24 protein-coding genes and 2 pseudogenes are annotated in these 26,305 nt (G+C 70.9%); 8 read left to right on the top strand and 18 right to left on the bottom strand.

Annotation, left to right across the window (positions count from 1 at the left end; translation table 11 throughout):
* Both H299_RS0120520 and H299_RS35245 read right to left on the bottom strand, forming a co-directional pair.
* Window positions 1–245 (bottom strand): transposase (locus tag H299_RS0120520; protein WP_027749938.1); only part of this gene is annotated, 245 nt, incomplete at its 3' end.
* A 28-nt stretch (window positions 246–273) separates the two neighbouring features.
* Window positions 274–857, bottom strand: a pseudogene (locus H299_RS35245) (transposase family protein); the annotation flags it as partial.
* A gap of 109 nt (window positions 858–966) precedes the next feature.
* Between H299_RS35245 and H299_RS0120510 the strand changes: the two are divergent.
* Together H299_RS0120510 and H299_RS38485 are read left to right on the top strand one after the other, a co-directional pair.
* A complete protein-coding gene (locus tag H299_RS0120510) occupies window positions 967–1,347 on the top strand; it encodes a hypothetical protein (RefSeq protein WP_486587351.1) in 381 nt (126 codons plus the stop codon).
* Between the two features lie 384 nt (window positions 1,348–1,731).
* Window positions 1,732–2,214: pseudogene (locus tag H299_RS38485) on the top strand (AAA family ATPase); the annotation flags it as partial.
* 796 nt (window positions 2,215–3,010) lie between these two features.
* Here H299_RS38485 and H299_RS0120500 read toward each other — a convergent pair.
* Together H299_RS0120500 and H299_RS0120495 are read right to left on the bottom strand one after the other, a co-directional pair.
* On the bottom strand, window positions 3,011–4,384 hold the full coding sequence (locus H299_RS0120500) for a class I SAM-dependent RNA methyltransferase (RefSeq protein ID WP_078512901.1): 1,374 nt from the start codon (window positions 4,382–4,384) through the stop codon (window positions 3,011–3,013).
* Window positions 4,385–4,438: 54 nt separating this feature from the next.
* Window positions 4,439–6,481 (bottom strand): APC family permease, encoded by a 2,043-nt coding sequence (locus H299_RS0120495; protein ID WP_027749934.1) that lies wholly within the window; start codon window positions 6,479–6,481, stop codon window positions 4,439–4,441.
* 69 nt (window positions 6,482–6,550) lie between these two features.
* Between H299_RS0120495 and H299_RS0120490 the strand changes: the two genes are divergently transcribed.
* From H299_RS0120490 to H299_RS0120480, 3 genes are all read left to right on the top strand, one after another.
* Window positions 6,551–7,222: a potassium channel family protein gene (locus tag H299_RS0120490; RefSeq protein ID WP_027749933.1), complete on the top strand. Its 672-nt coding sequence runs from the start codon at window positions 6,551–6,553 to the stop codon at window positions 7,220–7,222.
* Window positions 7,219–7,887 (top strand): potassium channel family protein, encoded by a 669-nt coding sequence (locus H299_RS0120485; protein WP_027749932.1) that lies wholly within the window; start codon window positions 7,219–7,221, stop codon window positions 7,885–7,887. Before H299_RS0120490 ends, H299_RS0120485 begins: the two co-directional genes overlap by 4 nt.
* A gap of 164 nt (window positions 7,888–8,051) precedes the next feature.
* On the top strand, window positions 8,052–8,498 hold the full coding sequence (locus H299_RS0120480) for a nuclear transport factor 2 family protein (RefSeq protein WP_027749931.1): 447 nt from the start codon (window positions 8,052–8,054) through the stop codon (window positions 8,496–8,498).
* Between the two features lie 39 nt (window positions 8,499–8,537).
* On the opposite strand, the gene H299_RS35240 is transcribed toward H299_RS0120480, so the two are convergent.
* From H299_RS35240 to kdpF, 9 genes are all read right to left on the bottom strand, one after another.
* Window positions 8,538–9,380: a DUF3159 domain-containing protein gene (locus H299_RS35240; protein WP_078512900.1), complete on the bottom strand. Its 843-nt coding sequence runs from the start codon at window positions 9,378–9,380 to the stop codon at window positions 8,538–8,540.
* A gap of 3 nt (window positions 9,381–9,383) precedes the next feature.
* Window positions 9,384–9,782, bottom strand: coding sequence for an OB-fold nucleic acid binding domain-containing protein (locus H299_RS0120470; RefSeq protein ID WP_027749930.1), 399 nt, complete (start codon window positions 9,780–9,782; stop codon window positions 9,384–9,386).
* A 58-nt stretch (window positions 9,783–9,840) separates the two neighbouring features.
* Window positions 9,841–10,524, bottom strand: a complete 684-nt coding sequence (locus H299_RS0120465) for a response regulator (protein ID WP_027749929.1) — start codon at window positions 10,522–10,524, stop codon at window positions 9,841–9,843.
* Between the two features lie 35 nt (window positions 10,525–10,559).
* A complete protein-coding gene (locus H299_RS0120460) occupies window positions 10,560–13,166 on the bottom strand; it encodes a sensor histidine kinase (RefSeq protein ID WP_027749928.1) in 2,607 nt (868 codons plus the stop codon).
* A 57-nt stretch (window positions 13,167–13,223) separates the two neighbouring features.
* The gene (locus tag H299_RS35235) at window positions 13,224–14,003 is read right to left on the bottom strand and encodes an ABC transporter ATP-binding protein (RefSeq protein WP_051262667.1); all 780 of its coding nucleotides are present in this window, start codon (window positions 14,001–14,003) and stop codon (window positions 13,224–13,226) included.
* Between the two features lie 133 nt (window positions 14,004–14,136).
* Entirely contained in the window at window positions 14,137–14,757 is a 621-nt protein-coding gene (gene kdpC, locus H299_RS0120450; RefSeq protein ID WP_027749927.1) for a potassium-transporting ATPase subunit KdpC, read from the bottom strand.
* Between the two features lie 5 nt (window positions 14,758–14,762).
* On the bottom strand, window positions 14,763–16,901 hold the full coding sequence (gene kdpB / locus H299_RS0120445) for a potassium-transporting ATPase subunit KdpB (RefSeq protein ID WP_027749926.1): 2,139 nt from the start codon (window positions 16,899–16,901) through the stop codon (window positions 14,763–14,765).
* Window positions 16,901–18,562, bottom strand: coding sequence for a potassium-transporting ATPase subunit KdpA (gene kdpA, locus H299_RS0120440; RefSeq protein WP_027749925.1), 1,662 nt, complete (start codon window positions 18,560–18,562; stop codon window positions 16,901–16,903). The genes kdpB and kdpA overlap by 1 nt, the downstream gene beginning before the upstream one ends.
* An 8-nt stretch (window positions 18,563–18,570) precedes the next feature.
* Window positions 18,571–18,660, bottom strand: a complete 90-nt coding sequence (kdpF, locus tag H299_RS38480) for a K(+)-transporting ATPase subunit F (protein WP_037759819.1) — start codon at window positions 18,658–18,660, stop codon at window positions 18,571–18,573.
* Between the two features lie 543 nt (window positions 18,661–19,203).
* On the opposite strand from kdpF, the gene H299_RS37670 reads away from it, so the two are divergent.
* Together H299_RS37670 and H299_RS0120420 are read left to right on the top strand one after the other, a co-directional pair.
* Window positions 19,204–19,767 (top strand): hypothetical protein, encoded by a 564-nt coding sequence (locus H299_RS37670; protein WP_158692365.1) that lies wholly within the window; start codon window positions 19,204–19,206, stop codon window positions 19,765–19,767.
* Between the two features lie 14 nt (window positions 19,768–19,781).
* A complete protein-coding gene (locus H299_RS0120420; RefSeq protein ID WP_027749924.1) occupies window positions 19,782–22,133 on the top strand; it encodes a PPE domain-containing protein in 2,352 nt (783 codons plus the stop codon).
* A gap of 88 nt (window positions 22,134–22,221) precedes the next feature.
* On the opposite strand, the gene H299_RS0120415 is transcribed toward H299_RS0120420, so the two are convergent.
* From H299_RS0120415 to H299_RS0120405, 3 genes are read right to left on the bottom strand one after another with little or no spacing between them, the layout of a single operon-like run.
* On the bottom strand, window positions 22,222–23,019 hold the full coding sequence (locus H299_RS0120415; RefSeq protein ID WP_027749923.1) for a DUF3710 domain-containing protein: 798 nt from the start codon (window positions 23,017–23,019) through the stop codon (window positions 22,222–22,224).
* Between the two features lies 1 nt (window position 23,020).
* Entirely contained in the window at window positions 23,021–23,563 is a 543-nt protein-coding gene (gene dut, locus H299_RS0120410; protein WP_027749922.1) for a dUTP diphosphatase, read from the bottom strand.
* Window positions 23,560–24,153, bottom strand: coding sequence for a PaaI family thioesterase (locus tag H299_RS0120405; protein ID WP_078512899.1), 594 nt, complete (start codon window positions 24,151–24,153; stop codon window positions 23,560–23,562). The genes dut and H299_RS0120405 overlap by 4 nt, the downstream gene beginning before the upstream one ends.
* 72 nt (window positions 24,154–24,225) lie before the next feature.
* Between H299_RS0120405 and H299_RS0120400 the strand changes: the two genes are divergently transcribed.
* Window positions 24,226–24,684 carry a DUF3093 domain-containing protein gene (locus H299_RS0120400; protein ID WP_027749920.1) on the top strand — a complete coding sequence of 153 codons (459 nt, stop codon included), beginning with the start codon at window positions 24,226–24,228 and terminating at the stop codon, window positions 24,682–24,684.
* Window positions 24,685–24,734: 50 nt separating this feature from the next.
* On the opposite strand, the gene H299_RS40540 is transcribed toward H299_RS0120400, so the two are convergent.
* Complete coding sequence (locus tag H299_RS40540) at window positions 24,735–25,655, bottom strand: hypothetical protein (protein WP_486587350.1); 921 nt, start codon at window positions 25,653–25,655, stop codon at window positions 24,735–24,737.
* Window positions 25,656–25,669: 14 nt separating this feature from the next.
* On the bottom strand, window positions 25,670–25,969 hold the full coding sequence (locus H299_RS0120390; protein ID WP_023528427.1) for a DUF4193 domain-containing protein: 300 nt from the start codon (window positions 25,967–25,969) through the stop codon (window positions 25,670–25,672).
* Between the last annotated feature and the right edge of the window lie 336 nt (window positions 25,970–26,305).

Raw genomic sequence — 26,305 nt, 5'->3', positions numbered from 1 at the left:
TCGGCGATCTCCTTCTTCATCGCCTTGATCTGCGCGGACTCCTCCGTGGTCGTCCCCGGCCGTTGCCCGGAGTCGACCTCGTCCCGCTTCACCCAGTTCCGCAGGGTCTCGGCCGAACCGATCCCGAGCTTCTGGGCGACCGCCCTCAAGGCGGCCGACTCGTTCGGATAGTCACCACGGACCTCGGCGACCATACGGACCGCTCGTTTGCGCAGCTCAGAGGGATAGGAGGAAGGGCGTGCCATGACTCAATCCTTTCACGGAATCGAGTCTCCACCGAACCCGGAACGGTTCAGGCGCATGGTTCCGCCGGCACCGCGGTAGCCCTTATCTGCCCAGCACTCCACACCGGCCTTCGCCAGGGCGTCGATGATGCCGTGGGTGCGTGCGGCCCTGATGTCGTGGACTGCCCCGGGCAGGGCGGGTGACGCCCACAGCAGTCGACCGCGTGGATCGGTGATGACCTGCACGTTCATTCCGTGCTTCGTGTGCTTCCCGGAGTAGAAGGGCCGGTCGGCGGCAATGCGGTCGATCGGCAGCAGCGTGCCGTCCAGGATCACGAACGCCTTGGCCGAGGCGGCCTGCATGGCTTCGGCGAGAGTCGGGGCGAGGGCGGCCAGGACCTCGACCGCTTCGGCGATGTACCGGTAGGCGGTGGTGGTACCGACGCCGAAACCGGCCGCGAGTTGGGCGTAGGTGTGGCCGCACCGCAGATGCGCGAGCACGAGCAGGGCCTGCCGTCCGGCAGACAGCCGCCGCCATCGTGTCCCCATCTCGCGGCGCCGGGCGCGAAGGCGGGCGGAGAGGTAGCGCAGGGCCGAGGTGGACACATCGACGCCGGACGGGTAGACAAGCACGCGGAAGCTCCTGGTGGGACAGGCGATCTTGGTCGTGAACCCGTCTACCAGGAGCTTCTTCACATCCGGACACCGCCCCTCCACCCAACAACGCACCCGCCGCGTCAGGTTGGAAACACCTCAGTACCTCACGACGACGTGCGCGCTCACCGGCGAGGACACCCGGCGGGTGCTGGAGAAGTGTCTGGAGCATGCCGAGACCGGGATGCTCCGCGGTCCCTTTCTGCGGATCAGGACTCCCTTCCACCAGGCCGAGGCCGGCTGGGAGAAGTACCTGGAGTGGGTTCCGGGGTTCGTCCCGTATCGGCATCAGACGATGGCGTACGAGCGGCTGAGCACGCTCCACGGGCCCGCCCTGCCGACGCTGGTCACGACGGGCACGGGTTCTGGGAAGACCGAGTCGTTCCTCGTCCCGGCGCTCGACCAGTGCCGCGCCGCAAGAGGGTTCTGGGCCTGCGTGGGGTCAAGGCCGTTCTGCTGTATCCGATGAACGCGCTCGCCTCGGACCAGGTCGGCCGCATCGGACGAGGACGTGGTCCGGCACTACCAGGAACATCTCCAGCACCGGCGTCAGATCCGCCCCGACTGCGAGTACCGCGAAACGACGGCCGAGGAGTGGTCCGAGTTCGAGGAGCACTTCGACCGCCGCAAGGTCGAACTCGGCTCCCCGCAAGGGAGTCGAGTCCTTACAGCGACTGGGCCGCCACCGCTGGACCGTCAAACGCACCATGGCCTGACCCGCCGGCTGCCGCCGCCTCCCCTACGCGATCGAGCGCTTCGGCAATGGTTGCCCCCGGGCGGACCAGGACCGACTGACGGGGCTTTGCCACCACGTCCAGGTTCTCTTCCACGGTAGCGTTCTCTGTCAGCGCATAGTGCTGGGGTGAACGGCGTGCTGATCTTCGACAAGGCGGACGCGATCTTCGGCAAGCGCTCGGACGTGAAGGATGCCCACGACCGCTACGCCAACGTGGAGAGCGCGTACCTCCTGCAACGCATGGAGTCCTTCGACGGCTTGGCCATCCTCGCCACCAACCTCCGCGCCAACCTGGACGACGCCTTCACCCGCCGCCTGGACCTGGTCATCGACTTCCCGGTCCCGGAACCCCGACCAACGCCTCCTCCTCTGGGACCGCTGCCTGGGCCCGACGCTCCCCCGGGGCACGGACCTGGACCTCGCCTTCTGCGCCGAGAACTTCGAGTTGGCGGGCGGCACCATCCGCTCGATCGCGGTGACGGCGGCGTACCTGGCGGCGGGGGCGCGGTGGCGGTGGAGACGGTGATCCAGCGCGAGTACCAGAAACTGGGCCGACGGACGCTGGCTTCGGAGTTCGGGCCGTATTTGGGGCTGGTGCAGGGGCAAGGGGGCGGGATGTTCCCAGCGCCCGACAATCTGATAGCCGGTCTCGAAGTCGAGCGGGGTCCCGGCAATCACGGATTTTGCTGGTCCTGTGTCGAGTCCATGCCTTCCATTATCAGACGTGCGTTCATCCGAACGTCCGGAGATTCGTCAGATTCTCCCATCGAGGAAAGAATTTGACGCAGCCCCGACCCTCCGACATAGCCCGTTGCAATGGCTGCGGAGCTTCTTACGTCGGGATCGGGATCACGCGAGGCAATACGGAACGCTTCGATCACCGAATCCCCCGGCTCGGCAGGAGAGCACAGGGCAACCAAAAATATGGCAGAAATCCTGGAATCTCTATCAGATGCGCGGTGAAAGAAACTCAAAGCGGACTCGAGAGTGTGATGAGGGAACATTTGGCGAGCCTGCGCATCGACGGACTCCCTCTCAGGCCCTTGAGACATCAGGAAAGGGTACCCTGTGACGGGGTCCTCAATGTAGTGAAGGTAGGTATCTGATTCTCCGACCTTCCAGATGTCTTCGATGTAGTCCTCTTTCGTCGTCCCGACCCGGGCAATTATCCACCCCAGGTGCGCTCCCTCCCTGGACAAGTCGCCCCGCTTTACGCTCGACTGCAGAACGACACGTGTCGATATGCTCATGATGGCCTCCAATAAATGAGGTCTGACGGATCATCAGAAATCAAGATCAACGAGCGTCAAGATGTCTCGGAGAGCGTCATCTCAGCGTCAAGATATCGCCCCTAACGCCCACACCGCACATCACGCACACTAGGTGAACCCGCAGGTCAGGACCGCTTCGCGGCGGGCTCCAGGATGGCGACGCACTCCATGTGGTGGGTCATCGGGAAGAGGTCGAAGGCCCGCAGGAAGCGCGGGGTGTAGCCCTCCTCGCGGAAGTACTTCAGGTCGCGGGCCAGGGCCGCCGGGTCGCAGGCGACGTAGGCGATGCGGCGCGGGCCGAGGGCGGCCAGGCGCTGCACCGTCTTCTTGCCCGCGCCCGCGCGCGGCGGGTCCAGCACGATGAGGTCGGCCTCGGTGATGCCGGTACGCGGCAGGACCGCGTCGACCTTGCCGTGTTCGATCCGGACGCGCGGGAAGTCGCCGAGGTTGTGCCGGGCGTCCTCGACCGCGCGCTTGTGCGACTCGATGCCCAGGACCGCCCCCTCCTCCCCCAGCCGCTCGGCCAGCGCGCCCGCGAACAGCCCGACGCCGCAGTAGAGGTCGAGCGCCATCTCGCCCTTGCGCGGGGTGAGTCCGCGCATCACCGCGTCCACCAGCAGCTCGGCCGCCTGCGGGTGCACCTGCCAGAAGCCGCCGTCGCCCACGCGCCAGGTGCGGCCCTCGGCCCGCTCGCGGACGTAGGGGCGCCCGTGCACCCGGTGGACCGCCTTGTCCTTCTCGCCGACCCGCAGCACGGAGACCGGCTTGTCCAGCTCGACCAGCGGGAGCCTGCCGCCGGGGCGCGGGGTGAGCACCACCTGCCGGTCGTTCGAGCCGGTGGCGGCGATGGCGTCGACGGAGGCGATCTGCGGCCAAGCGTGCTTCTCGACGCCCAGCTCGCTCACGCCGGGGCCCGCGATCAGGCACCGGTCGATGGGCTCCACCTCGTGCGAGCGGTGCCGCCGCAGCCCGGCCCGACCCTCGGCGTCCACCGCGTACTGCACCCGGGTGCGCCACGCGGGCACCTCCCCGGCGGGCAACTTGTCGCCCGGTGCGGGCTCCACCGTGCCGTCCCAGCGCACGTCCTCGGGGGTGAGCCCGGCCAGCCGCGCCAGCTGCTCGGTGAGCACCTCGGCCTTGAGCCTGCGCTGCGCGCCCGGCTTGGCGTGCTGCCAGTCGCAGCCGCCGCAGCGGCCCGGCCCCGCGTACGGGCAGGGGGCGGGCACCCGGTCCTTGGACGCTTCGATGATCTCCACGGCGTCCGCCCGCAGGTAACTGGAGCGGGTGCCGCCCTCGGTGACCCGGACCCGGACGCGCTCGCCGGGGAGCGTGTGCCGTACGAAGAGGACCTGGCCCGCGTCCGTACGGGCCACGCAGTGGCCGCCGTGGGCGACGGGGCCGACCTCGACCTCGTACTCCTCGCCGACGAGGGTGGAGGCGGCGTGTTCGGCGCTGTCGCCGTCCGCGCTGGCAGCACTGTCCGGCAGGGGCTCGGGCATAAGGGGGTGGCTCCAGTACGTCAGGGAAGGGAAGAGGAACGGCAGCCCACCAGTCTACTGCTCGTCGCGCTTCCCCTGACCCGGTACGGGCCCCCGCCGTACGGCGCCCGGCGCGTGCCAGTCCGCGCGCCGCCGCGCCCGGTGCTTGGCGGCCTCGGAGGACTCCAGCTGCCAGGGCACGGAGGTGACCATCACCCCGGGGGTGAAGAGCAGGCGGCCCTTGAGCCGCAGGGCGCTCTGGTTGTGCAGCAGCTGCTCGTACCAGTGGCCGACCACGTACTCCGGGATGTACACGCTCACCACGTCGCGCGGGTACTCCTTGCGCATCCGCTTCACGTACTCGATCACCGGCCGGGTGACCTCCCGGTAGGGGGACTCCAGGATCTTGAGGGGGACGTCGATGCCGCGCCGGTCCCACGCGGCGCGCAGCTCCCTGGTCTCCTCCTCGTCCACGCTGATGGTGAGGGCCTCCAGGGTGTCGGAGCGCATCAGCCGGGCGTACGCGAGGGCGCGCAGGGTCGGTTTGTGGATCTTGGACACCAGGACGATGGAGTGGACGCGCGAGGGGCGTACCTGCGCCTCGTCCTCCTCGTCGGCCGCCAGCTCCTCGGACACCCCGTCGTAGTGCCTGCGGATGGCGGTCATCAGCGCGTAGAAGAGCGCCATGCCCACCAGCGAGACCCAGGCGCCGTGCGAGAACTTGGTGATCAGCACGACCACCAGGACTATGCCGGTCAGGAACGCGCCGAAGGTGTTGATCGCACGCGAGCGCAGCATGTGGCGCCGCTCCGGGCCGCCGGTGACGGCGGGCAGCAGGCGGTTCCAGTGCCGGACCATGCCGATCTGGCTGAGCGTGAAGGAGACGAAGACGCCGACGATGTAGAGCTGGATGAGCCGGGTGGAGTCCGCCTCGTAGACGACCACGAGTATCGCCGCCGCGCCGGCCAGCAGCACGATGCCGTTGGAGAAGGCGAGCCGGTCGCCGCGGGTGTGCAACTGACGGGGCAGGTAGCGGTCCTGGGCGAGGATGGAGCCGAGGAGCGGGAAGCCGTTGTACGCGGTGTTGGCGGCGAGGAAGAGGACGAGTGCGGTGGCTGCGGCGAGGAAGTAGAAGAGCGGCGAGGTGCCGCCGAAGACGGCCTCGGCGATCTGGGAGATGACCGGGTTCTGCGTGTAGTCGGCGCCCGCGGGTACGCCGTCGATGAGGATCTCGGACGCGGGCTTCTCCGCCATCTTCACGTCCGTCGCCAGCGCCAGCGCGATGATCCCGCAGAACATCGTCACCGAGATCAGACCCATCAGGGCCAGTGTGGTGGCCGCGTTCTTGGACTTCGGCTTGCGGAAGGCGGGCACGCCGTTGCTGATCGCCTCGACGCCGGTGAGCGCGGCGCAGCCGGAGGAGAAGGCGCGCAGCAGCAGGAAGGCGAGGGCGAACCCGGCGAGGCCCTCGGGGTGCTCGGTGTGGATCTCGTAGTCGGCGGTCGGCGCCTTGATGTCGTCGTCGAGCAGCACGGAACGCACCACGCCCCACCCGATGAGGAGGAAGACCCCGGCGACGAAGCAGTAGGTGGGGATGGCGAAGAGCTTTCCCGACTCGCGCACGCCGCGCAGGTTCATCACGGTCAGCAGCACGATGATGGCCACGGCGACGGTCGTCTTGTGCTCGACCACGAAGGGGACGGCCGAGCCCAGGTTCTCGACCCCGGAGGAGATGGAGACGGCGACGGTGAGCACGTAGTCCACCAGCAAGGCGCTGGCCACGGTCAGCCCTGCCCGGCGCCCGAGGTTGGTGGTGGCGACCTCGTAGTCGCCGCCACCGGACGGGTAGGCCCGTACGTTCTGCCGGTAGGAGGCGACCACGGTGAACATCAGTACGATGACGGCGAGGGCGATCCACGGGCTGAAGTGGTACGCCGAGACCCCGGCGACCGAGAGGACGAGCAGCACCTCGCCCGGCGCGTAGGCGACCGAGGAGAGCGGGTCGGAGGCGAACACCGGCAGCGCGATGCGCTTGGGCAGATGCGTCTCTGCCAGCTTCTCGCTGCGGAGTGCGCGGCCGAGGAGAATCCGCTTCGGCACGTCGGTCAACTTGGGCACGGTGAGGATCGTATGCGGTCAGCCGTGCGATGCTGATACGGCCCGCTGTACGGGATGAGAGGGACGGGCGTGCACATTGTGATCATGGGCTGCGGGCGGGTCGGTTCCGAACTCGCGAAGGCCCTGGAACAGCAGGGCCACACGGTCGCGATCGTCGACCGCGACCCCACCGCGTTCCGGCGCCTGGGCGCCGGCTTCGGCGGGCGCCGGGTGACCGGCATCGGCTTCGACCAGGACACGCTGCGGGAGGCGGGGATCGAGGAGGCGGGGGCGTTCGCCGCGGTCTCCAGCGGCGACAACTCCAACATCATCTCGGCCCGGGTGGCCCGCGAGACCTTCGGCGTCGAGAACGTCGCCGCCCGTATCTACGACCCCCGCCGCGCGGAGGTCTACCAGCGGCTCGGCATCCCCACCGTCGCCACGGTGCGCTGGACCGCCGACCAGATGCTGCGCAGGCTGCTGCCGAACGGCGCGGAGCCCCTGTGGCGGGACCCCAGCGGCGGCGTGCAGCTCGCGGAGGTGCACGCGGCCCCGTCCTGGGTGGGACACCGGGTGAGCAGGCTCCAGGAGGAGGCGGGGGTGCGGGTGGCCTTCCTCACCCGGATGGGTGAGGCGATGCTGCCGACTTCGCAGACGGTGCTTCAGGAGGGCGATCTGGTACATGTGATGATGCGCTGCGACCAGGTCGCGCAGGTGGAGGCGGCCTTCGCCAAGGGGCCCGAGGAGGCACGGCAGCGATGAGGGTGGCTATTGCGGGGGCGGGGGCCGTGGGCCGTTCGATCGCGGCCGAACTGCTGGAGAACGGCCACGAGGTGCTGCTCATCGACAAGGCGCCGACGGCGATCTCGGTGGAGCGGGTGCCGACGGCCGAATGGCTGCTGGCGGACGCCTGCGAGATCACCTCGCTGGACGAGGCCGCGCTGGAGCGGTGCCATGTGGTGATCGCGGCCACCGGTGACGACAAGGTCAACCTGGTCGTATCCCTGTTGGCCAAGACGGAGTACGGGGTGCCGCGGGTCGTCGCGCGGGTCAACAACCCCAAGAACGAGTGGCTGTTCAACGAGTCGTGGGGCGTGGACGTCGCCGTCTCGACCCCCCGCCTGATGTCCGCGCTGGTCGAGGAGGCGGTGAGCGTCGGCGACCTGGTGCGGCTGATGCGCTTCTCGCAGGGCGAGGCCAACCTGGTCGAGCTGACCCTGCCGCCGGAGGCGGCGCTGGCCGGCACCCGGGTGGGCGAGGTGAGCTGGCCGCAGGACACGGCCCTGGTCACCATCATCCGGGGCAACCGGGTCATGGCCCCGAACCCGGAGGACGCGCTGGAGGCGGGCGACGAACTGCTCTTCGTCGCCGCCCCGGACCGCGAGGAGCAGCTCGAGGACCTGCTCTCCGTCCGCGACGGCGGGTAGCGGCGCGGCGCCGGTGCGTACGGCGAAGTTCCGACGTGACCGCTACGTGACCACCCCCTCGCCGTGCTTACTCCTGAGGTAATCGACCAGCGGTCCCGCCGCTGGTCGGATGGGGCGGTGCGGTGGCGCACCGGCGCCACCCCTCCCGGACGAAAGGTCCTGCCATGCCTCCCGTGACACCCTCCGCCACCCGCACAGCGGTGGAGGAACTGCTCCGCAGGATCGGTGCGGGCGACCCCGAGCGGATCGCCGAGCTGTACGCCGAGGACGCCGACTGGAAGCTGGACTGGCCCCAGGCGGAGCACGGCCGCGCCGCGACCCCGTGGATACGTGACCGCAGCAGCCGGGCCGACGCCGCGGCCCACTACCGGCAGCTCGCCGAGCACCACGTGGCGGGGCAGGCGGCGACTGTGGTCGAGCGCGTACTGGTGGACGGCGCCGACGCGGTCGTGCTCGGCGAGATCCGGCAGACCGCCCGCTCCACAGGGCGCGCCTACTCGGCCCGCTTCGCGCTGCACCTCACCTTCCAAGACGGTCTGGTGACCCGGCACCACATCTACGAGGACAGCCTCGCCGTCGCCCAGGCGTTCGAGGAGCCCGCAGTGCGCTGAGGCGCGCGGGCGCGCCACGGCGGGGCTCGGCGGCTCCGGTCAGCGCCGGTGGCGCGGGCCGGAGGGGCCGTGCTCGGCCGAGCCGCCCAGCGCCGGGGAGGGCTCGCCATGCCCGGTCGGCGCGGCGGGCTCGGCCGCCTTCTCGGCCTCTTCCGCCGCGGCCTCCTCCGCCTCCATCTCCGCGAGGACGTTGATCGGCGGCGGTGCCTTCGCGAGGAAGATCCAGGTGAGGTAGACCGCGAGGAGCAGCGGCGGGATCTTGAGCGCCACGGTGACCCACCCGAACCTGGTCGGATCGGCCCACCAGTAGAGCGGGAAGAGGATCGCCGACTTGGCCAGGAAGATGAAGCCCCAGGCGTAACTGGCCTTCACGTAGGCCCGTTTGCGGCCCGGGTTGCGGGTGCGCCAGGAGAGGTTCTCCTTGAAGACCGGCCCGAGGATGAGTCCCAGCAGCGGGACACCCGCCGCCGCGGTGATCAGGTAGGCGAGCGCCAGCCCGAGGCCGTAGAGCATGCCGGGCAGGTAGAAGTCCTTCGCTTCGCCCGTCATCATCGCGAACGCGACGCCGACGCCGACGCCGAACACCCCGCCGAAGGCGTGCTTGAGGGTGTCCTTGCGCAGCAGCCGGGCGACGGCGAGGACGCCGGAGAGCACCAGGGCGGCGATGGCCGCAGCCTGCAAGTTCTTGTCGATGGTGAACATCAGGATGAAGACGAGGCCGGGCACCGTCGTCTCCACGAGACCGCGCACACCGCCGAACGCCTCGAAGAGGGCCGCTTCCGTCAGCGCCCGCGACTCGGCCGCGTCAGCCTCGTCAGCCGCGCCGCCGGGGCCCGACGGCTTGTCCTGACCGGCGCCGGCCGGCTTGTCGAGGGAGGTCACCCACTACTCCTGTCCGAGGGGTCGAAGCTCGTACTTCGGGTTGAACAGCACCGGGCGTCCGCGATCCATCGCGATCCGCCCCCACGCGATCATCCTGCGGCCCGGCTCGATACCCGCTATCGCACGCCGACCCAGCCAGACCACGCTGAGCGCGGCCGATCCGTCGAACAGCTCCGCCTCCAGGGTGGGTACTCCCGCGAGCGGCCGCAAGGTGACGGTGCGTAGTGTACCGGTCACCTGGACGCGCTGCCGGTCCCCGCAGTCGCAGATCCGGGTGCAGCCGGTGCTCACCGCGTCCTCGCGCAGCTCGGCGGAGCGCAGGTCCTCCTCCGAGGAGGACAGCCGCTCCAGGAAGCGCCGGATGCGGCCGGCCTGCTTCACGTCCTGCGAGACACCTGTCATACCTGCCAGCGTACCGGTGTACGGCCGGCGTACGGGCCGCGTGCGCGGGCGGAATCGCTCACCCCTCGAAGCGGTATCCCATGCCCGGTTCGGTCACGAAGTGCCGCGGGTGCGAGGGGTCCGCCTCCAGTTTGCGGCGCAGCTGTGCCATGTACACCCGCAGGTAGTTGCTCTCGGTGCCGTAGGCGGGGCCCCAGACCTCCTGGAGCAGCTGCCGCTGGCTGACCAGGCGCCCGGTGTTCCGTACGAGCACCTCCAGCAGGTGCCACTCGGTGGGGGTGAGCCGGATGTCGCGGCCCTCGCGGTGGACCTTCTTGGCCGCGAGGTCGACGGTGAAGGCGTCGGTCTCGATGACGCCGGGTCCGCTGCCGGTGGCCCCCGGTTCGGCCCGGCGCACGGCGGCGCGGAGCCGGGCCAGGAGTTCGTCCATCCCGAAGGGCTTGGTGACGTAGTCGTCGGCGCCCGCGTCCAGTGCCTCGACCTTCTCGTCGGAGGTCTGGCGCGCGGAGAGGACCAGGATGGGCACTCGGCTCCACCCGCGGATGCCGCGGATGACGTCGACGCCGTCCATGTCGGGCAGGCCCAGGTCGAGGATGACGACGTCGGGGTGCCGTTCGGCGGCGAGCCGCAGCGCGGTGGCGCCGTCGTGGGCGGCGTCCACGGCGTACGCGCGGGCCCGCAGGTTGATCACGAGGGCGCGCACGATCTGCGGCTCGTCGTCGATCACGAGCACCCGGTGCATGGGGGTCTTCCTTTCGGTCGGCGGAGGGCCCGGCATCAGGAGGTGGCGCGCGCGGGCAGGTCGGGGCGTACGGGGGCGCGGCCGGGTGCGGCGCGGAGCGTGAGCACCATGGTCAGGCCGCCGCCGGGGGTGTCCTCGGCCTCCAGGGTGCCGCCCATCGCCTCGGTGAAGCCGCGTGCCACGGCCAGCCCGAGGCCCACTCCGGCACCGCGCGGCGCGTCGCCCCGGCGCTGGAACGGCTCGAAGATGCGCTCCTTGTCGCTGTCCGGCACCCCGGGCCCCCGGTCCCGCACCCGCAGGTCGACCCACTCGCCCAGCGCGGACGCCCGTACGACGACACCGCCGCCCTCGGGGCTGTACTTGACGGCGTTCTCGACGATGTTGGCGACGGTGCGCTCCAGCAGCCCCGGATCGACCGCGACCATCGGCACCGTCTCGGGGATGTCCAGGGTCACCCTTCCCTCCGGCACGCCGCCGAGCGCCTTGGGGACGACCTCGTCCAGGTCGATCTCGCGGATGAGGGGGGTCACGGTGCCGGTCTGGAGGCGTGACATGTCCAGCAGGTTGCCCACGAGGTTGTCCAGCCGGTCGGCGCCGTCCTCGATGGCCTCCAGCAGATCCGCCTCGTCCCGCGCCGACCAGGACACGTCCTGGGAGCGCAGCGAGGACACGGCGGCCTTGATGGCGGCCAGCGGCGTGCGCAGGTCGTGCGAGACGGCGGCCAGCAGCGCGGTACGCATGCGGTTGCCCTCGGCCAGCTTGCGCGCGTGCTCGGCCTCGCTGCGCAGCCGCTGCCGGTCGAGCACGCCCGCGGCCTGGGAGGCGAACGCGGCCAGCACCCGGCGGTCCTCGGCGGGCAGCACCCGGCCGCGCAGGACCAGGGTCATCCGGTCGCTTATCGGCATGTCCACATCGCCGTCCTCGGGACCGGCGGGCGGCTGCGCCGGGCCGCCCGCACCGCCCGCGGCCCCCGCGCCCGGCCCGCTCGCGGCCACGCTGCCCGCGCACGTCCACGGGGCCTGCTCATCAGTCCGCTCCAGCAGCGCCGCCGACTCCATGCCGAACGTCTCGCGCACCCGGTCGAGCAGCGCCTCCAGCGAGTCGTCACCGCGCAGCACGCTCCCCGCCAGTACGGAGAGGATCTCCGATTCGGCGCGCAGCCGGGCCGCCTGCTGGGTGCGGCGGGCGGCGAGGTCGACGACGGAGGCGACCGCGATCGCGATGACCACGAAGATGACGATGGCCAGCAGGTTGCGCGGGCTGGAGATCGTCCAGGTGTGCTGCGGGGGCGTGAAGAGGTAGTTGAGCAGCAGGGAGCCCACCGCCGCCGCGGCGAGCGCGGGCAGCAGTCCGCCGACCAGCGCGGCCCCCACGGTGACCAGCAAGAACAGCAGCACCTCGTTGGCCAGGCCCAGGTGCCCGTCGCCGGCGGTGAGCAGCAGGGCCAGCAGGCAGGGCCCCAGGACGCCGGTCAGCCAGCCCGCGAGGACCCGGGTGCGGCCCAGCCGCGCGCCGCGCGCCGCAGGCAGGCCGCGGCCCCGGGCGACCTCGTCGTGGGTGACCATGTAGACGTCCAGGTCGGGCCCGGAGTCGCGGGCGACGCTGGCGCCGACGCCGGGTCCGAAGGCGTACTGCCAGCTCTTGCGGCGGCTGGAGCCCAGCACGATCTGGGTGGCGTTGACGCCGCGCGCGAACTCGAGCAGCGCGGAGGGGACGTCGTCGCCCAGGACGTGGTGGTAGGTGCCGCCCAGGTCCTCCACCAGGCCCCGCTGGAGGGCAAGCTCCTCGGGGGAGGCGGCCGTCAGCCCGTCGGCGCGGGCGATGTGCACGGCGAGGATCTCGCTGCCGGAGCCCTTCGCGGCGAGCCGTTTGGCGCGGCGCAGCAGCGTACGGCCCTCGGGGCCGCCGCTGAGGCTGACGACTATCCGCTCGCGGGCGCGCCAGGTGGAGCTGATGCGGTGCGCCTCGCGGTACGCCTGGAGGTGTTCGTCGGCCCGGTCGGCGGTCCACAGCAGGGCCAGTTCGCGCAGGGCGGTGAGGTTGCCGGGGCGGAAGTAGTGGGAGAGGGCGGCGTCGACCTTGTCGGGGGTGTAGATGTTGCCGTGGGCCATGCGGCGCCGCAGGGCCTGGGGTGACATGTCGACCAGTTCGATCTGGTCGGCGCGGCGCACCACCTCGTCGGGGAGGGTCTCGCGCTGCCGTACGCCCGTGATGGACTCGACCACGTCGCCGAGGGACTCCAGGTGCTGGATGTTGACCGTCGAGATGACGTCGATCCCGGCGTCGAGCAGGTCCTCGACGTCGTGCCAGCGCTTCTCGTGGCGGGAGCCGGGCACGTTGGTGTGCGCCAGTTCGTCGACGAGCGCGACGGCGGGGCGGCGGGCCAGCACCGCGTCGGTGTCCATCTCGGTGAAGGCCGCGCCCCGGTGCGTGCGCGTGGTCCGGGGTATCCGCTCCAGGCCGTGCAGCAGCACTTCCGTACGGGGCCGCCCGTGGTGCTCCACGAGGGCGACGACCACGTCCGTACCGCGCTCCAGGCGGCGGTGGGCCTCGGCCAGCATCGCGTACGTCTTGCCGACCCCGGGGGCGGCGCCGAGGTAGATCCGCAGCGTGCCGCGCCGCGCCGGGAACCCTTCCGTCATGGGACCATTGTCGCCGCCGGGCCGCGCGGTTCCCCCCGGGAGCGGGGGTCGCGGGCGTCAGGGTCGCGTATGGATACCTGTGCCGGCCATGTCCAGGGCGCCGGTGCCGCCGGGCAGAATCCGCCCGTCCGCCAGTTCCAGGACGTGGTCGGCGAGGCCGAGCAGGGTCTCGTCATGGGTGGCGACCAGGGCGGTGACGCGTTCGCTGCGGACCACCGCGCGCAGCAGCTCCATCACCGCCAGTCCCGTCTCGGCGTCCAGCTGGCCGGTGGGCTCGTCGGCGATGAGCAGGGCGGGCCGGTTGGCGAGCGCCCGTGCGATGGCGACGCGCTGCTGCTGGCCGCCGGAGAGTTCGCCGGGGCGCTGCTCGGCGTGGTCGGCGAGGCCGACGAGCGCCAGCAGCAGGGCGACGCGCTCCTCGCGCTCGCGGGCGGGGGTGCGGCGCATGCGCAGGGGGACGCCGACGTTCTCGGCGGCGGTCAGCACGGGCAGCAGGCCGAACGCCTGGAAGACGAAGCCGATCCGGTCACGGCGCAGTTCCAGCAGCGCTTGTTCGCCCAGGCCGTCCAGCGGCGTCCCGGCGACGGTGACCCGGCCCGAGGCGGGCTTGTCCAGGCCGCCGACGAGGTTGAGCACCGTGGTCTTGCCGGAGCCGGAACGCCCCTTGAGCGCGACGAGCCGACCGCGCGGCACCCCGAAGGAGACGCCGCGCAGGGCGTGCACGGCGGTCGGCCCGCTGCCGTACGTGCGGTGGAGGTCCTCCACGAGGACCATCGGGCCGTCTGCCGGTGCCTCCCCGCCGGCCGTGGCGGGCTGCGGGCTGGCGTGGTCGCTCATCGGTCTCGGTCTCCCCTGTCCGGCCGCACGCGGCGCCTCGCCCGGGTACGGCGCTGGCGGACGGGTCAGTATGTACCCGTCCGCCACCGCGGGGCAACGCTCCGGGGGAGGTCGGAGCCCCGCCGCCGCCCCGTCACTCGCCGGCGAGCCGGTGCACCGCCAGGTTGAGCTTGAGGACGTTCACGTGCGGCTCGCCGAGGAAGCCCGCGGCGCGGCCCTCGGTGTGGTGCTCGACCAAGCGGGCCACGGCGCCTTGGGGCAGGTCGTTGGCACGGGCCACCCGGTCGGCCTGGAGCCGCGCGTAGCGGGGCGAGATGTGCGGGTCGATGGCCGAGGCGGACCCGGTGACCGCGTCCGCAGGGACCTCGGAGACGGGGACGCCGTTGAACTCGGCGACCTGTGCCCGTGCCGCGCGGACGGCGGCGACCAGCCGCTTGTCGCTCGCGCCGAGCTGGCTGGAGCCGGTGGCGAGGGCGTCGTAGCCGCTGTGGGAGGGGCGGCCCTGGAACCACCGGGGGTCGGGCTTGCCGTTCTTGCCGTTCCAGCTCTGGCCGATCAGCGCGGAGCCCGCCTCCTTGCCGTCGGCTTGGACCCGCGAGCCGTTGGCCTGGTCGTGCATCAGGCCCTGGGCGACGCCGGTGACGGCCAGCGGGTAGAGCACGCCGGTGAGCACGGTGAGCACGAGCAGGGCTCGCAGGGCGGCCCACAGGAGCCGGAAGGAGTGACGTATCGAGGTGTGTGCGGAGGTGTGCATGGAGGTCACCCGATCCCCGGAATGAGCGAGATGAGCAGGTCGATGAGCTTGATGCCGAGGAACGGGGCGACCAGTCCGCCGAGCCCGTAGACGGCCAGGTTGCGGCGCAGCAGCCGGTCGGCTTCGAGCGGACGGTAGCGCACGCCCCGCAGGGCGAGCGGGACCAGCGCGACGATGATCAGGGCGTTGAAGACGACGGCCGAGAGGATCGCCGACTCCGGGCTGCCCAGCGCCATGATGTTGAGCTTGTCGAGGCCCGGGTGGGCCGCAGCGAACATGGCGGGGATGATCGCGAAGTACTTGGCGATGTCGTTGGCGATCGAGAAGGTTGTCAGCGCGCCACGGGTGATCAGCAGCTGTTTGCCGATCTCGACGATGTCGATCAGCTTGGTCGGGTCGGAGTCGAGGTCGACCATGTTCCCGGCCTCTTTGGCCGCCGAGGTGCCGGTGTTCATCGCGACGCCGACGTCCGCCTGGGCGAGCGCGGGCGCGTCGTTGGTGCCGTCGCCGGTCATCGCGACGAGCTTGCCGCCCGCCTGCTCGCGCTTGATGAGGGACATCTTGTCCTCGGGCGTGGCCTCGGCGAGGAAGTCGTCGACACCCGCCTCGGCGGCGATGGCCTTCGCGGTCCTCGGGTTGTCGCCGGTGATCATGACGGTGCTGATACCCATCCGGCGCAACTGCGCGAAGCGCTCCCGCATGCCGTCCTTGACGACATCCTTGAGGTGGATGACGCCCAGCACGCGCGCGCCGTCGGCGTCCTCGCGGGCGACCACCAGCGGGGTGCCGCCCGCCTCCGAGACCTGCCCGGTGATCCGCTCCACCTCCACGCCGCCCGCACCGCCGCGTTCGGCCACCCAGGCGGCGACCGAGGCGGCGGCGCCCTTGCGGACGCGCACGCGGGTGCCGTCCAGGTCCAGGTCCACCCCGGACATCCGGGTCTGGGCGGTGAAGGGGACCCATTCGGCGTACGCCAGCTCGCCCTCGTGCCGCTCCCGCAGCCCGTACCTCTCCTTGGCCAGGACGACCACGGAGCGGCCCTCGGGTGTCTCGTCGGCCAGCGAGGAGAGCTGCGCGGCGTCCGCCAGCGCGTCCGCGGCGGTGCCGTGCACGGGGATGAACTCGGTGGCCTGGCGGTTGCCGAGGGTGATCGTGCCGGTCTTGTCGAGCAGCAGGGTGGACACGTCGCCTGCGGCCTCGACCGCGCGCCCCGAGGTGGCCAGCACGTTCCGCTGGACGAGGCGGTCCATCCCGGCGATGCCGATCGCGGAGAGCAGCGCGCCGATGGTGGTCGGGATGAGGCAGACCAGCAGGGCGGCCAGCACGACGAGCGACTGCTCGGCGCCCGCGTAGCTCGCGAACGGCTGGAGGGTCACCACGGCCAGCAGGAAGATGAGGGTGAGCGAGGCCAGCAGGATGTTCAGCGCGATCTCGTTGGGGGTCTTGCGCCGGGCCGCGCCCTCGACCAGGGCGATCATCCGGTCGATGAACGTTTCGCCGGGCCTGGTGGTGATCCGGATGACGATCCGGTCCGAGAGCACCTTGGTGCCGCCGGTCACCGCGCTGCGGTCCCCTCCCGACTCCCGGATGACCGGGGCCGATTCGCCGGTGATGGCGGACTCGTCGACGGAGGCGACGCCCTCGACGACGTCACCGTCGCCCGGGATGACCTCGCCCGCCGCGCACACGACGCGGTCCCCGATGCGCAGCGCGGTACCGCTGACCTCCTCCTCGCCGTCCGCGGTGAGCCGCCGGGCCACGGCGTCCGTCCTGGCCCGCCGCAGCGTGTCGGCCTGGGCCTTGCCGCGTCCCTCGGCGACCGCCTCCGCCAGGTTGGCGAACAGGACGGTCAGCCAGAGCCAGGCCGCGATCACCCAGCCGAACCAGTCGCCTGGGTCGGTGGCCGCGAGGACGGTGGTGAGCACCGAGCCGATCTCGACCACGAACATCACGGGCACCTTGGCCATCAGGCGCGGGTCGAGCTTGCGGAACGCCTCGGGCAGCGAGGCGGCCAGCAGCCGGGGCTCGAAGAGGCCGCCTGCGATGCGGCCGGTGGCGCGCGGCGGGTCCTGCGGGGCACATCCGGCCGGCGGCGGGGCGCCTGGGGCAGCCGGGTCCGTACGTACGGGAGCGGGGGTGGACATCAGGCGAGACCTTCCGCGAGCGGCCCGAGCGCGAGCGCCGGGAAGAACGTGAGACCGGAGATGATCAGCGTGGAGCCGACCAGCAGGCCCGTGAACAGGGGTTTCCCGGTCCGCAGGGTGCCCGCCGTCTCCGGGACGGGCGACTGGCGGGCCAGCGACCCGGCCAGCGCGAGGACGAAGACCATGGGCAGGAAGCGGCCCAGCAGCATGCACAGCCCGAGGGCGGTGTTGTGGAACGGCGTGTCCGCCGCGAATCCGGCGAAGGCACTGCCGTTGTTGTTCGAGCCGGAGGTGTAGGCGTAGAGCACCTCGGAGAAGCCGTGCGCGCCGGTGTTGGTCATCGACTCCGGGCCGTCCCCGAGCGCCATCGCGAGCGCGGTGCCGCCGAGCACGAGGGAGGGGGTGACCAGCAGGTAGCAGGCGGCGAGTTTGATCTCGCGGGTGCCGATCTTCTTGCCCAGGTACTCAGGGGTGCGCCCCACCATGAGCCCGGCGACGAAGACCGCGATCACGGCCATGACGAGCATGCCGTAGAGGCCGGAGCCGACCCCGCCGGGCGCGATCTCCCCCAGCATCATGCCGAGCAGCAGGACGCCGCCGGACAGTCCGCTGAAGGAGTCGTGGAAGGAGTTCACGGCGCCGGTGGAGGTCATCGTCGTGGAGACGGCGAAGAGTGACGATCCGCCTTCGCCGAAGCGGGTCTCCTTGCCCTCCATCGCGGCACCCGCCAACTGCGAGGCGGTGCCCGGGTGCGCGTACTCGGTCACGGTGACGGCGACGACGCCTGCGAACCAGATCACGCCCATCGCGGCGACGATCGCGTAGCCCTGGCGCACGCTGCCGACCAGCCGGCCGAAGGTGCGCGGGAGGGAGAAGGGGATCACCGTGAGGAGGAAGATCTCCAGCAGGTTGGAGACGCCGTTGGGGTTCTCGAAGGGGTGGGCGGAGTTGGCGTTGAAGAAGCCGCCGCCGTTGGTGCCGAGTTCCTTGATGGCCTCCTGCGAGGCCACCGCACCGCCGCTGAGGTGCGTGGTGCCGCCGGAGACGGTCTGCACCTCGTGGGGCGAGGCGAAGTTCTGGATGGCGCCGGTCGCCACCAGTACGAGGGCGGCCAGCACCGAGAGGGGCAGCAGGATACGTACGGTGCCGCGCACCAGGTCGGACCAGAAGTTGCCCAGCTCCCCGGTGCGGGAGCGTACGAAACCCCGTACCAGCGCGATGGCGACGGCCATGCCGACGGCGGCGGACAGGAAGTTCTGCACCGCCAGTCCGCCGGTCTGGGCGAGGTGGCCCATGGCCGACTCCCCCGCGTACGACTGCCAGTTGGTGTTCGCGACGAAGGACGCGGCGGTGTTGAACGCCTGGTCCGGGGAGATCGCCTCGAAGCCCAGCGACATCGGCAGCCTGTCCTGGAAGCGCTGCATGGCGTACAGGAAGAGCAGGCTCACCGCCGAGAAGGCGAGCACTCCGCGCAGGTAGGCGGGCCAGCGCATCCCGGTGTCCGGATCGGCGCCGACGCAGCGGTAGATCCAGCGCTCCACCCGCAGGTGGCGGCGGGAGGTGTAGACGGCGGCCATGTAGTCGCCGAGGGGGCGGTGCACCAGGGCGAGCGCGACGACGAGCGCGGAGATCTGGAGCACGTCAGCTGTGGTCTGGTTCATTGCGGCCCTCAGAACCTCTCCGCGAAGAGGAGCGCGAGCACCAGATAGCTCAGCAGGGCGGCGGCCACGACGAGGCCGATGAGGTTCTCGGCGCTCACAGCTTGTCCACTCCCCTGGCGATGAACGCCACGAGCGCGAAGACCGCGACGGTGACGGCGACGAAGGCCAGATCGGCCATCGTGTGCTCCTTGGTTGGTCCGGTGGTGTCTGACCAGCCCAGCGAAGCGCGTTTCGCGGCCGTCGAGACGTCCGTTGACGCCCTCCATACGCGCCCGCGCCCGCCCTTGACGCCTTCCCTACGCGCCCTGCCCCGCCCGCGCCGCCGACCCGGCCGGTGCCGGAGCGCAGCACCACCTGAAGTACGTCAGTCATGACGCACAGTCACCAAGGTCTTCGCAGCCGCGCAGCGCGCACCCCGCTCCGCCCGGTGATCCTCCTCCGTCGTCTCAACTGCAAAGAAAACGGCGCCCCCGGGAGCCTTCGCGTCACTCAAGGAGTGCGGCACACAGGGTTCAAGGCTTATTCTCGGATTGTCCCCACGGAGGCAGGGAAACGTTCACTGATGAAAGTGGTGTCCGATGCAGTTTGACCAGGAATGGGCTGGACTGGTTGCAAACGCTCAGAGTCATGGCTCCTCTTCGATGAACCTCAACAGCGCAGCGTCACCAGGCGGTGGCAAGACGCTCAACGTGTCCGCGTCCGTACTGCGGACCTATGCGGGCAAGTCGGACACTCCGCGAGGCGACTTCGCGAAGGCGGACAACGACACGATGCGGGAGACCGGACAGGTGCCGGGCACCATGAAGGGCTTCGAGAGCGACGAGGCATTCAAAGACCTCCAGGAACGCTGGCGCGGTCAGATGCGCTACCTGGACGGACAACTCGCCGGTGCGGCCAAGGCTCTGCGCGAGGCCGCGAAGGGGTTCAAGGCCGAGGACGTGCGGAGCGAGGCGGAGATGGCCAGGCTCGCGCCCCCTCCGCTGTACGGGCCGTTCGTCCCCGGCACCGAACCGAAGCCGCTCGGCCCGTACCTGCCCGACGGGCAGCAGCGCAGCCCGTACCTGCTCGACCCCGTGCCTCCGCCGCAGAACACGCCCGCACCGGACGCCACACCCCAGCAGCCGACCCTGGCCCCCTCCCCCATCCAGCAGTGGCAGTACGGCCCACATGTCCCGGCCAACCAGCCGTCCGGACCCGCGTCCTAGAAAGAGCAACGGATATGACCCTCACGTACACAGCGGTGCGGAACGTCAATCTGGAGCCGTTCGAGCAGGCCGTCACCAAGTGGCAGAAGCTCGGGGCGCAGTTCCGCGCGGTCAGGAACACCTATCAGCGCACGGTCGCGGGCCCGCTGGAGTCGTCCAACTGGCAGGGCGACGCCTACGAGGCGGCGGTCAAGAAGTTCACCGGCATCAAGTCGTCGATGGACAAGGCGGCGGACGAGGCGGACGACATCGGCAGCGTACTGTCCGAGGCGCTGCGGAAGTTCACCTGGGCCAAGGACGAACTCAAGGCGATTCAGACGGAGGTGGAGACGGCTCCGGCCAGCGATGGCAAGAAGTACCTCAAAGTGAACCCGGAGAACGGAAACGTCTACCTGGACCCGCCTGAGGAGCACCGGCATCAGACCGCCCTCCTGCAGAAGGAGTTCCACCCGAACATCGTCGCTTACCAGAAACGCACCGACAAGGCACTCGAAGTCGCGAGCACCGCGGACCGCCGCCTGTCGACGGCGCTGCGCATCGACCCCAACGGCAAGGGCAAGGGATTCACCGGCGACGGCATCGACAGCCTGGGCGATGTCGACAAGGAGACGAAGAAGGACGTCGCGGCGGCACTCAAGCTGGCTGGCGAGGGGGGTGACATCAGCGACAAGCAGCTCTCCCAGCTGAACGGGTTCATGGCGAAGCACGCCAAGAATCCCCAGTTCGCGGAGCAGTTCGCCCTGAGCCTGGGCGCCAGGGGCACAATCGACCTCTGGTACCAGATGGCGAAGCCCAAGTACGAAAAGGACGGCGTCGTCTCGCGCGAGATCAAGCCCAGCAAGGAACGGCGCGCGCAGCTCGCGGCTCTCCAGGACAACCTCGGCATCACCCTCGGCCTGGCCAGCCACGCCGACACGCCGGAGATGGCGGCGTGGCAGAAGAAGATGATCGACCTGGGGGACGAGCGGATGTACGCCGACTCCGCGAAGGGCCCCTACCATTCCAAAGGCCCCTTCGGTTTCCAGGTGATGAGCAACCTCATGCGCACCGGAAACTACTCGTCGGACTTCTTGAAGGATTACGGCGACGCCCTACTGAAGAAGGACCGGGAAGCCGTCGTCGGTCCGTACGGCGAGAACAATCCCCCGAAGAAATGGATCGCCGGTGGCCTCGAGGCCCCGGATTTTCTCAACTTCGGCGCCAAGAACGACGCGGGCGAGGACCCCGTCACCGGCTTCATGATGGCCCTGGGGAACAACCCCGAGTATTCCACGCAGTTCTTCCTGGACAAGGAGAACTACGAATACGTGGTCAACGATCGCGACTGGCCCACGGACGGGCAGGTCGAGGAGCCCAAGGCTGAAGGCGCGGAACCGGAACTCGGCGGGTACACGGCGCTCGGCCACGCGCTGAACGCGGCGACGACGGGAACACCTGCCGACGCGCCGATATCACTGGAGCCCTCCCCCACCAAGGACCAGGCCGAGATCATGTCCCGCCTGATCCAGGGCGTCTCCTCCCTGGACGACCACACCGCGCTGAAGCCCGGCATGCACGAACCCCTGGCCCGCGCCGCCGCCGAGTACACCCCGGACATCTTCCGTGCGCTGAAGGACGGCTCGGACGACAAGCTGCTCTTCCCCATGGAGGGAGCCGGACTCGACCTGAAGAACCCCCATCTGGACGCCACCCGCTTCCTCCTCGCGCTCGGCCAGGACCCGGACGCGAACACGGCGCTGGCCCAGGGGCAGAAGGTCTACACGGCCCAGACCCTGGAGCATCACCTCTCCGGAGATCTCCCTGCGAACCAGCGGTACGACGCTTCGCAGAAGGAAACGGTGCAGGAGATCCTGCGCGCGTCGGGCGAGGCGTCCGGCACGCTGGCGATCGGACGGCAGGAAGCCGTCATCGGGCCCGCGGTGATCAGGGACGCCGAGTTCGAGAAATCCACTCTCAGCGCGCGGCTCTGGGGCAACACCGCGTTCGCCACGGGTGTGACGGCCGCGTCGATGGCGCCCGTCTTCATGGCCAATCCCATCCTCGCGGCCTCCGTCGGAGTAGCTGTCGCAGGCGCGGAAGCCGCGGTGTTGAACGACATCGACGCCGGGTACTCCAAGAGCGAAGGCATAGACAAGGCCGACAACGCCGCCCGTATCTGGAGCAGTTCGCAGACACTGGACATCCAGCAGAACGAGGCGGTCCTCAAGGAGATCGAGAAGGTGCACGGCGTCGACGTGTCCAACACCTGGGCCGAGGTCTACTCCAAGGAGGGCTACGGCCAGGCCCTGGACCGGGTGACGACCACGGCCCCGTACCTCTCCTCGCTCGACCAGGTCAAGAGCCTCCCCGCGGACCGGCCGGACTGAGGCCCGTCACCGGGAGACAGACCTGCGCCCCTCCTCAGCCGGGGAGGGGCGCAGGTCTGTGCGGCGGGGGCAGCGCGCCCCCGGCCCGTCAGTGGATCTGCGTGATCTCCGGGCCGCGCTGGAGCTTGTCGATACCGCCCGCGAAGCGCGAGCCCTCCTCGACGGTCTCCTGCTGGACGCCGTCGGGCACCATCTGAGCGTCCTCGGGAAGCTTGAGGACGATCGGGTCGCGCGGCGCCATGGGGCCGTCTCCGCGCACGATCACCGTGTCCCGGAAGATCTGCTCCAGCAGCCCGGCCGCCTCCGGCTGCACCGCGCCCTGGCCGGAGATGACGCCGCGCAGGAACCAGCGCGGGCCGTCGACGCCGACGAAGCGCACCACCTGCACGCCGTGCTTGCCGTCCGGCAGCTGGACGGGCACCTGGGCGCGCAGCTCCCAGCCGAGCGGACCCTCCACCTCGTCGATCACACCGCCCTGCTTGGTGATCCCGGCGGCGACCTCCTCGCGCACCTCCTCCCAGATGCCCTCGCGCCGGGGCGCGGCGAACGCCTGGAGTTGGATGGCGCTGTCCTGGAGCACGATGGTGGCGGCCACGATCGCGTCACCGGCCACCTCGACCCGCAGCTCCATGCCCTCGACACCGGGCACGAACAGCCCGCCGAGGTCGACGCGGCCGTCACCGGGCTCGGTGACCTCGCCAAGGTCCCAGGGGCCGTCGGGGCGGGGGGCCGGAGGCAGCTTCACGCGCTGCGCGTCCGCGTCGGCGTCGGCCTCGGCGTCCGCCGCCGCGTCCTCACCGTCCGCGCCGTCGGCGGACTCCGTCTCGAACTCGTCCGAGGCGCCCGGCTCAGGCTCTTCGCTCTTCTTACGACGACGTCCGAACACGTCACTGTCCTCTCAGATCCGGGTCCTGGTCGGTACCGACCGCGTGGGAACCACTGTGCTGTGCGGGGTCGTCCCGCTGCGCGGCGGAATGGCCCCCCGTGGAGCCGAAGCCACCCGAGGCCCGCGCCGAGCCCGGCAGCTCCGCCACCACGTGGAAGCGCACCTTCTCGACTTGCTGGACGACGAGTTGGGCGATGCGGTCGAACCGCTCGAAGCGTACGGTCTCCCGCGCGTCGAGGTTCGCCACGATCACCTTGATCTCCCCACGGTACCCGGCATCCACCGTTCCCGGCGCATTCGGCAGGGAGACTCCGCAGCGGGCCGCGAGGCCGCTGCGCGGGTGCACGAACGCGGCGTACCCGTCGGGCAGCGCGAGGGCGAGCCCGGTGGGCAGCACGGCGCGCTCACCGGGCGCGATCTCGGCGGCCTCGGTGGTCCGCAGATCGCAGCCCGCGTCGCCTGGGTGCGCGTAGACGGGCAGCGGCACCTCGGGGTCGATCCGCCGCAGCAGTACGTCCACGGGCCGTCGCGGGCCGGGGTTCACGGGTTCACCTCGAAGGCGCGGGCCCGGCGGACCTGGTCGGGGTCGGCCATGGCCGCCTTGATCTCCTGGTCCCGGCCGTTGTCGATGAAGTGCTCGACCCGGACCTCGATGAAGACGGCCTCGGCGCGTACCGCGACCGGCCCGTCGGGGCCGCCGATGCGGCCGGTGGCCGAGCAGAAGATCTTCCGGCCGTGCCGGGCCGTGGCCCGCGCGTGCAGGTGCAGTGTGGTGCCCACGGGCACCGGCCGCACGAAGTCGCTCTCCAGCCGCCCCGTCACCGCGATCACCTGCATCAGCCAGCCCAGCGAGCCGATCGTCTCGTCGAGCGCCGTCGAGAGCACCCCGCCGTGGGCCAGGCCGGGCGCGCCCTGGTGCGCGGGCTGGACGGTGAACTCGGCGGTGACCTGCACGCCTTCGCCCGCGCGCGCCTCCAGGTGCAGTCCGTGCGGCTGTGCGCCGCCGCAGCCGAAGCACTCGGCGTAGTGGGAGCCCAGCGGCTCGCCCGGCGCGGGGGCGTCGGGGTGGCGTACGGGCACGGTCGCGTCGGCCGGCGGCCGGATGAGGTTTCTCGAAGGTTCAGCAGCGCTCACGTGTGCAGACCCTACCGTCGCGGCCGGTGGGTGGTCGCGGACGCGTCAGGGGCGACATGCCAAGCTGGTCCCATGCAGCCTTACGACGAACGCCTCACCGCCCCCCGCACCTGGTGGCTGCTCGCGGCCGGGGCCGGTGTGGCCCTGGGCCTCATGCTGCTCCCGCTGGGCCCGGTGGCCGCGCTGGCCGGGGTGGTGGCAGGGGCGGTGCTCTCGGCGGTGGGAGTGAGCGTGTACGGCTCGGCGCGGGTGCGGGTCGTCGCGGACTCGCTGGTCGCGGGGGACGCGCGGATTCCGCTGACGGCCCTGGGCGAGGCGCGGGCGCTGGACGCGGCGGAGGCGCGCGCCTGGCGCAGCCACAAGGCGGACCCGCGCGCGCACATGCTGCTGCGCGGCTACATCGCGACCGCGGTGCGCGTCGAGGTCACCGACCCCGAGGACCCCACACCGTACGTCTACCTCTCCACCCGCCAGCCGGAGCGGCTGGTGGCCGCCCTGGCGGCGGCCGGGGCGCCGGGGCGGGCCGCGTAGGGGCACCGCAGGCGCGGGGGTGTGCGGGGTCCGCGGGCGGGCCTGCGGGGTCAGGACGCGGCGGGCGGCAGCGCGCCGGCGGCGGGACCGCCGGGGGCGTCCACGGCTTCCTCGCCGGTACGCGCCGGCGGCAGTGCCGGCCAGGGAACCTGGGTCTTGCGCAGGTCCGCGCGGATACGGCGGGCGAGGCGCGCCGTGTCGTGCCGGTTGAGCACGGCGCCCACCACGGCGCCCACCATGAACGGCGCGAGGTTGGGCAGGTTCCGCACGGTCCGCTTGAGCAGCTGCTGGCGCAGCTCGCGCTTGAGCTGGCCGCCGAGGGCGGCGTTCAGCGTGGTCGGCTTGGTCAGGTTGATCCCGCGCTCCGACGTCCACGCCGCCAGGTAGGCCGCCGAGCGCTGTCGGACGTCGCCCGGTGCGCGGCGTCCGTAGACCTCGTGCAGCTCGGCGATGAGCTTCAGTTCCACGGAGGCGACGCCGACCAGTTCGGCGCCCAGCTCCGCGGGCATCGCGGGCGGCACCGGCATCATGGCGGCGGCGCCGACGCTCGCGCCCACCGCCGCGGAGCCCTTCGTCGCGCCGGAGACCAGCCGGTCGGCGATCTCCTCGGGCCCCAGCCCGGGGAAGTGCCTGCGCAGCGTCTCCAAGTCGCGGACGGGGATACGGGGCGCGTTCGCGATGATGCGGTCCGTGACTCCGGCCACGAAGCCGCGGAGCCTGCCGTGCCGTACGTCCGCCGGGTCAAGGCGGTCGCCACGGTCCGGCCGGTCCGCGTGTGTCCCGTGCTTCTTCTCCCCCTCGCCTCGCTCCGGCTCCGCCCTGCGCGGCTGAAGCCGCCGCCCGGTGCGGGCGGTGGCCGCGGCGAGGCCGCGCAACCGCGGCAGCGCACGGCCGCCGACGCGCGCCGGAGCGAGCGAGGCGTCCTTGTCAGGTCGGCCTCGCCCGGCATCGCGTGCGTCCTCGGCCGCCACGGCGGAGCAGCCCCTCAGGCCGCGCAGTCGCGGCAGATGGGGTGGCCGTTCTTCTCCGCGGCCAGCTGCGACCGGTGGTGCACCAGGAAGCAGCTCATGCAGGTGAACTCGTCCGCCTGCCGGGGCAGCACCCGGACGGACAGCTCCTCGTTGGAAAGGTCCGCACCGGGCAGCTCGAGGCCCTCGGCCTGCTCGAACTCGTCCACGTCCACGTTGGACGCGGACTTGTCGTTCCGCCTGGCCTTCAGCTCCTCGATGCTGTCCTCGTTGACATCGTCGTCGGTCTTGCGTGGGGTGTCGTAGTCCGTTGCCATGTCGCTCTCCCCCTCTGGGTTTCTGTGGTGTCTCCAGCGCACGTAACGCGTGAGAGGCCGAGCTTGTGCCCGACCTGAGGCGGAGATTTTGCCTCACATCAAGGTCTGTTACTCAATCGACACCCAATCGGCCCCCTGAAGAGGTGATTGAGCCTGCTGCCGACCGGACCGCAGGCGGTCTGAATGTCGCACTTTGTGCACGACACTCCGGGGTCTGCCCACGATCACGGACTGCGGAAACCTGGATTTTCCCGGATTTCTTCCCGACTCGCGGTCACGGAGGGTAAATATCGGAAAAATCGCGTGTGTGATCGATCACAAGTTCCCCTGGTGGCG

It is taken from the genome of Streptomyces sp. CNH287 (genome assembly GCF_000424825.1).
The sequence above is the reverse complement of the archived record's forward strand: the minus strand, read 5'-3'. Positions and strand labels throughout refer to the sequence as shown.

Coding starts and splice junctions, on each gene's coding strand:
- H299_RS0120500 (WP_078512901.1), bottom strand. CDS start 4,384: ATGCCCGAGCCCCTGCCGGACAGTGCTGCCAGCGCGGACGGCGACAGC.
- H299_RS0120485 (WP_027749932.1), top strand. CDS start 7,219: ATGAGGGTGGCTATTGCGGGGGCGGGGGCCGTGGGCCGTTCGATCGCG.
- H299_RS0120480 (WP_027749931.1), top strand. CDS start 8,052: ATGCCTCCCGTGACACCCTCCGCCACCCGCACAGCGGTGGAGGAACTG.
- H299_RS0120470 (WP_027749930.1), bottom strand. CDS start 9,782: ATGACAGGTGTCTCGCAGGACGTGAAGCAGGCCGGCCGCATCCGGCGC.
- H299_RS0120465 (WP_027749929.1), bottom strand. CDS start 10,524: ATGCACCGGGTGCTCGTGATCGACGACGAGCCGCAGATCGTGCGCGCC.
- H299_RS0120460 (WP_027749928.1), bottom strand. CDS start 13,166: ATGACGGAAGGGTTCCCGGCGCGGCGCGGCACGCTGCGGATCTACCTC.
- H299_RS35235 (WP_051262667.1), bottom strand. CDS start 14,003: ATGAGCGACCACGCCAGCCCGCAGCCCGCCACGGCCGGCGGGGAGGCA.
- kdpC (WP_027749927.1), bottom strand. CDS start 14,757: ATGCACACCTCCGCACACACCTCGATACGTCACTCCTTCCGGCTCCTG.
- kdpB (WP_027749926.1), bottom strand. CDS start 16,901: ATGTCCACCCCCGCTCCCGTACGTACGGACCCGGCTGCCCCAGGCGCC.
- kdpA (WP_027749925.1), bottom strand. CDS start 18,562: ATGAACCAGACCACAGCTGACGTGCTCCAGATCTCCGCGCTCGTCGTC.
- H299_RS37670 (WP_158692365.1), top strand. CDS start 19,204: ATGAACCTCAACAGCGCAGCGTCACCAGGCGGTGGCAAGACGCTCAAC.
- H299_RS0120420 (WP_027749924.1), top strand. CDS start 19,782: ATGACCCTCACGTACACAGCGGTGCGGAACGTCAATCTGGAGCCGTTC.
- H299_RS0120400 (WP_027749920.1), top strand. CDS start 24,226: ATGCAGCCTTACGACGAACGCCTCACCGCCCCCCGCACCTGGTGGCTG.
- H299_RS0120390 (WP_023528427.1), bottom strand. CDS start 25,969: ATGGCAACGGACTACGACACCCCACGCAAGACCGACGACGATGTCAAC.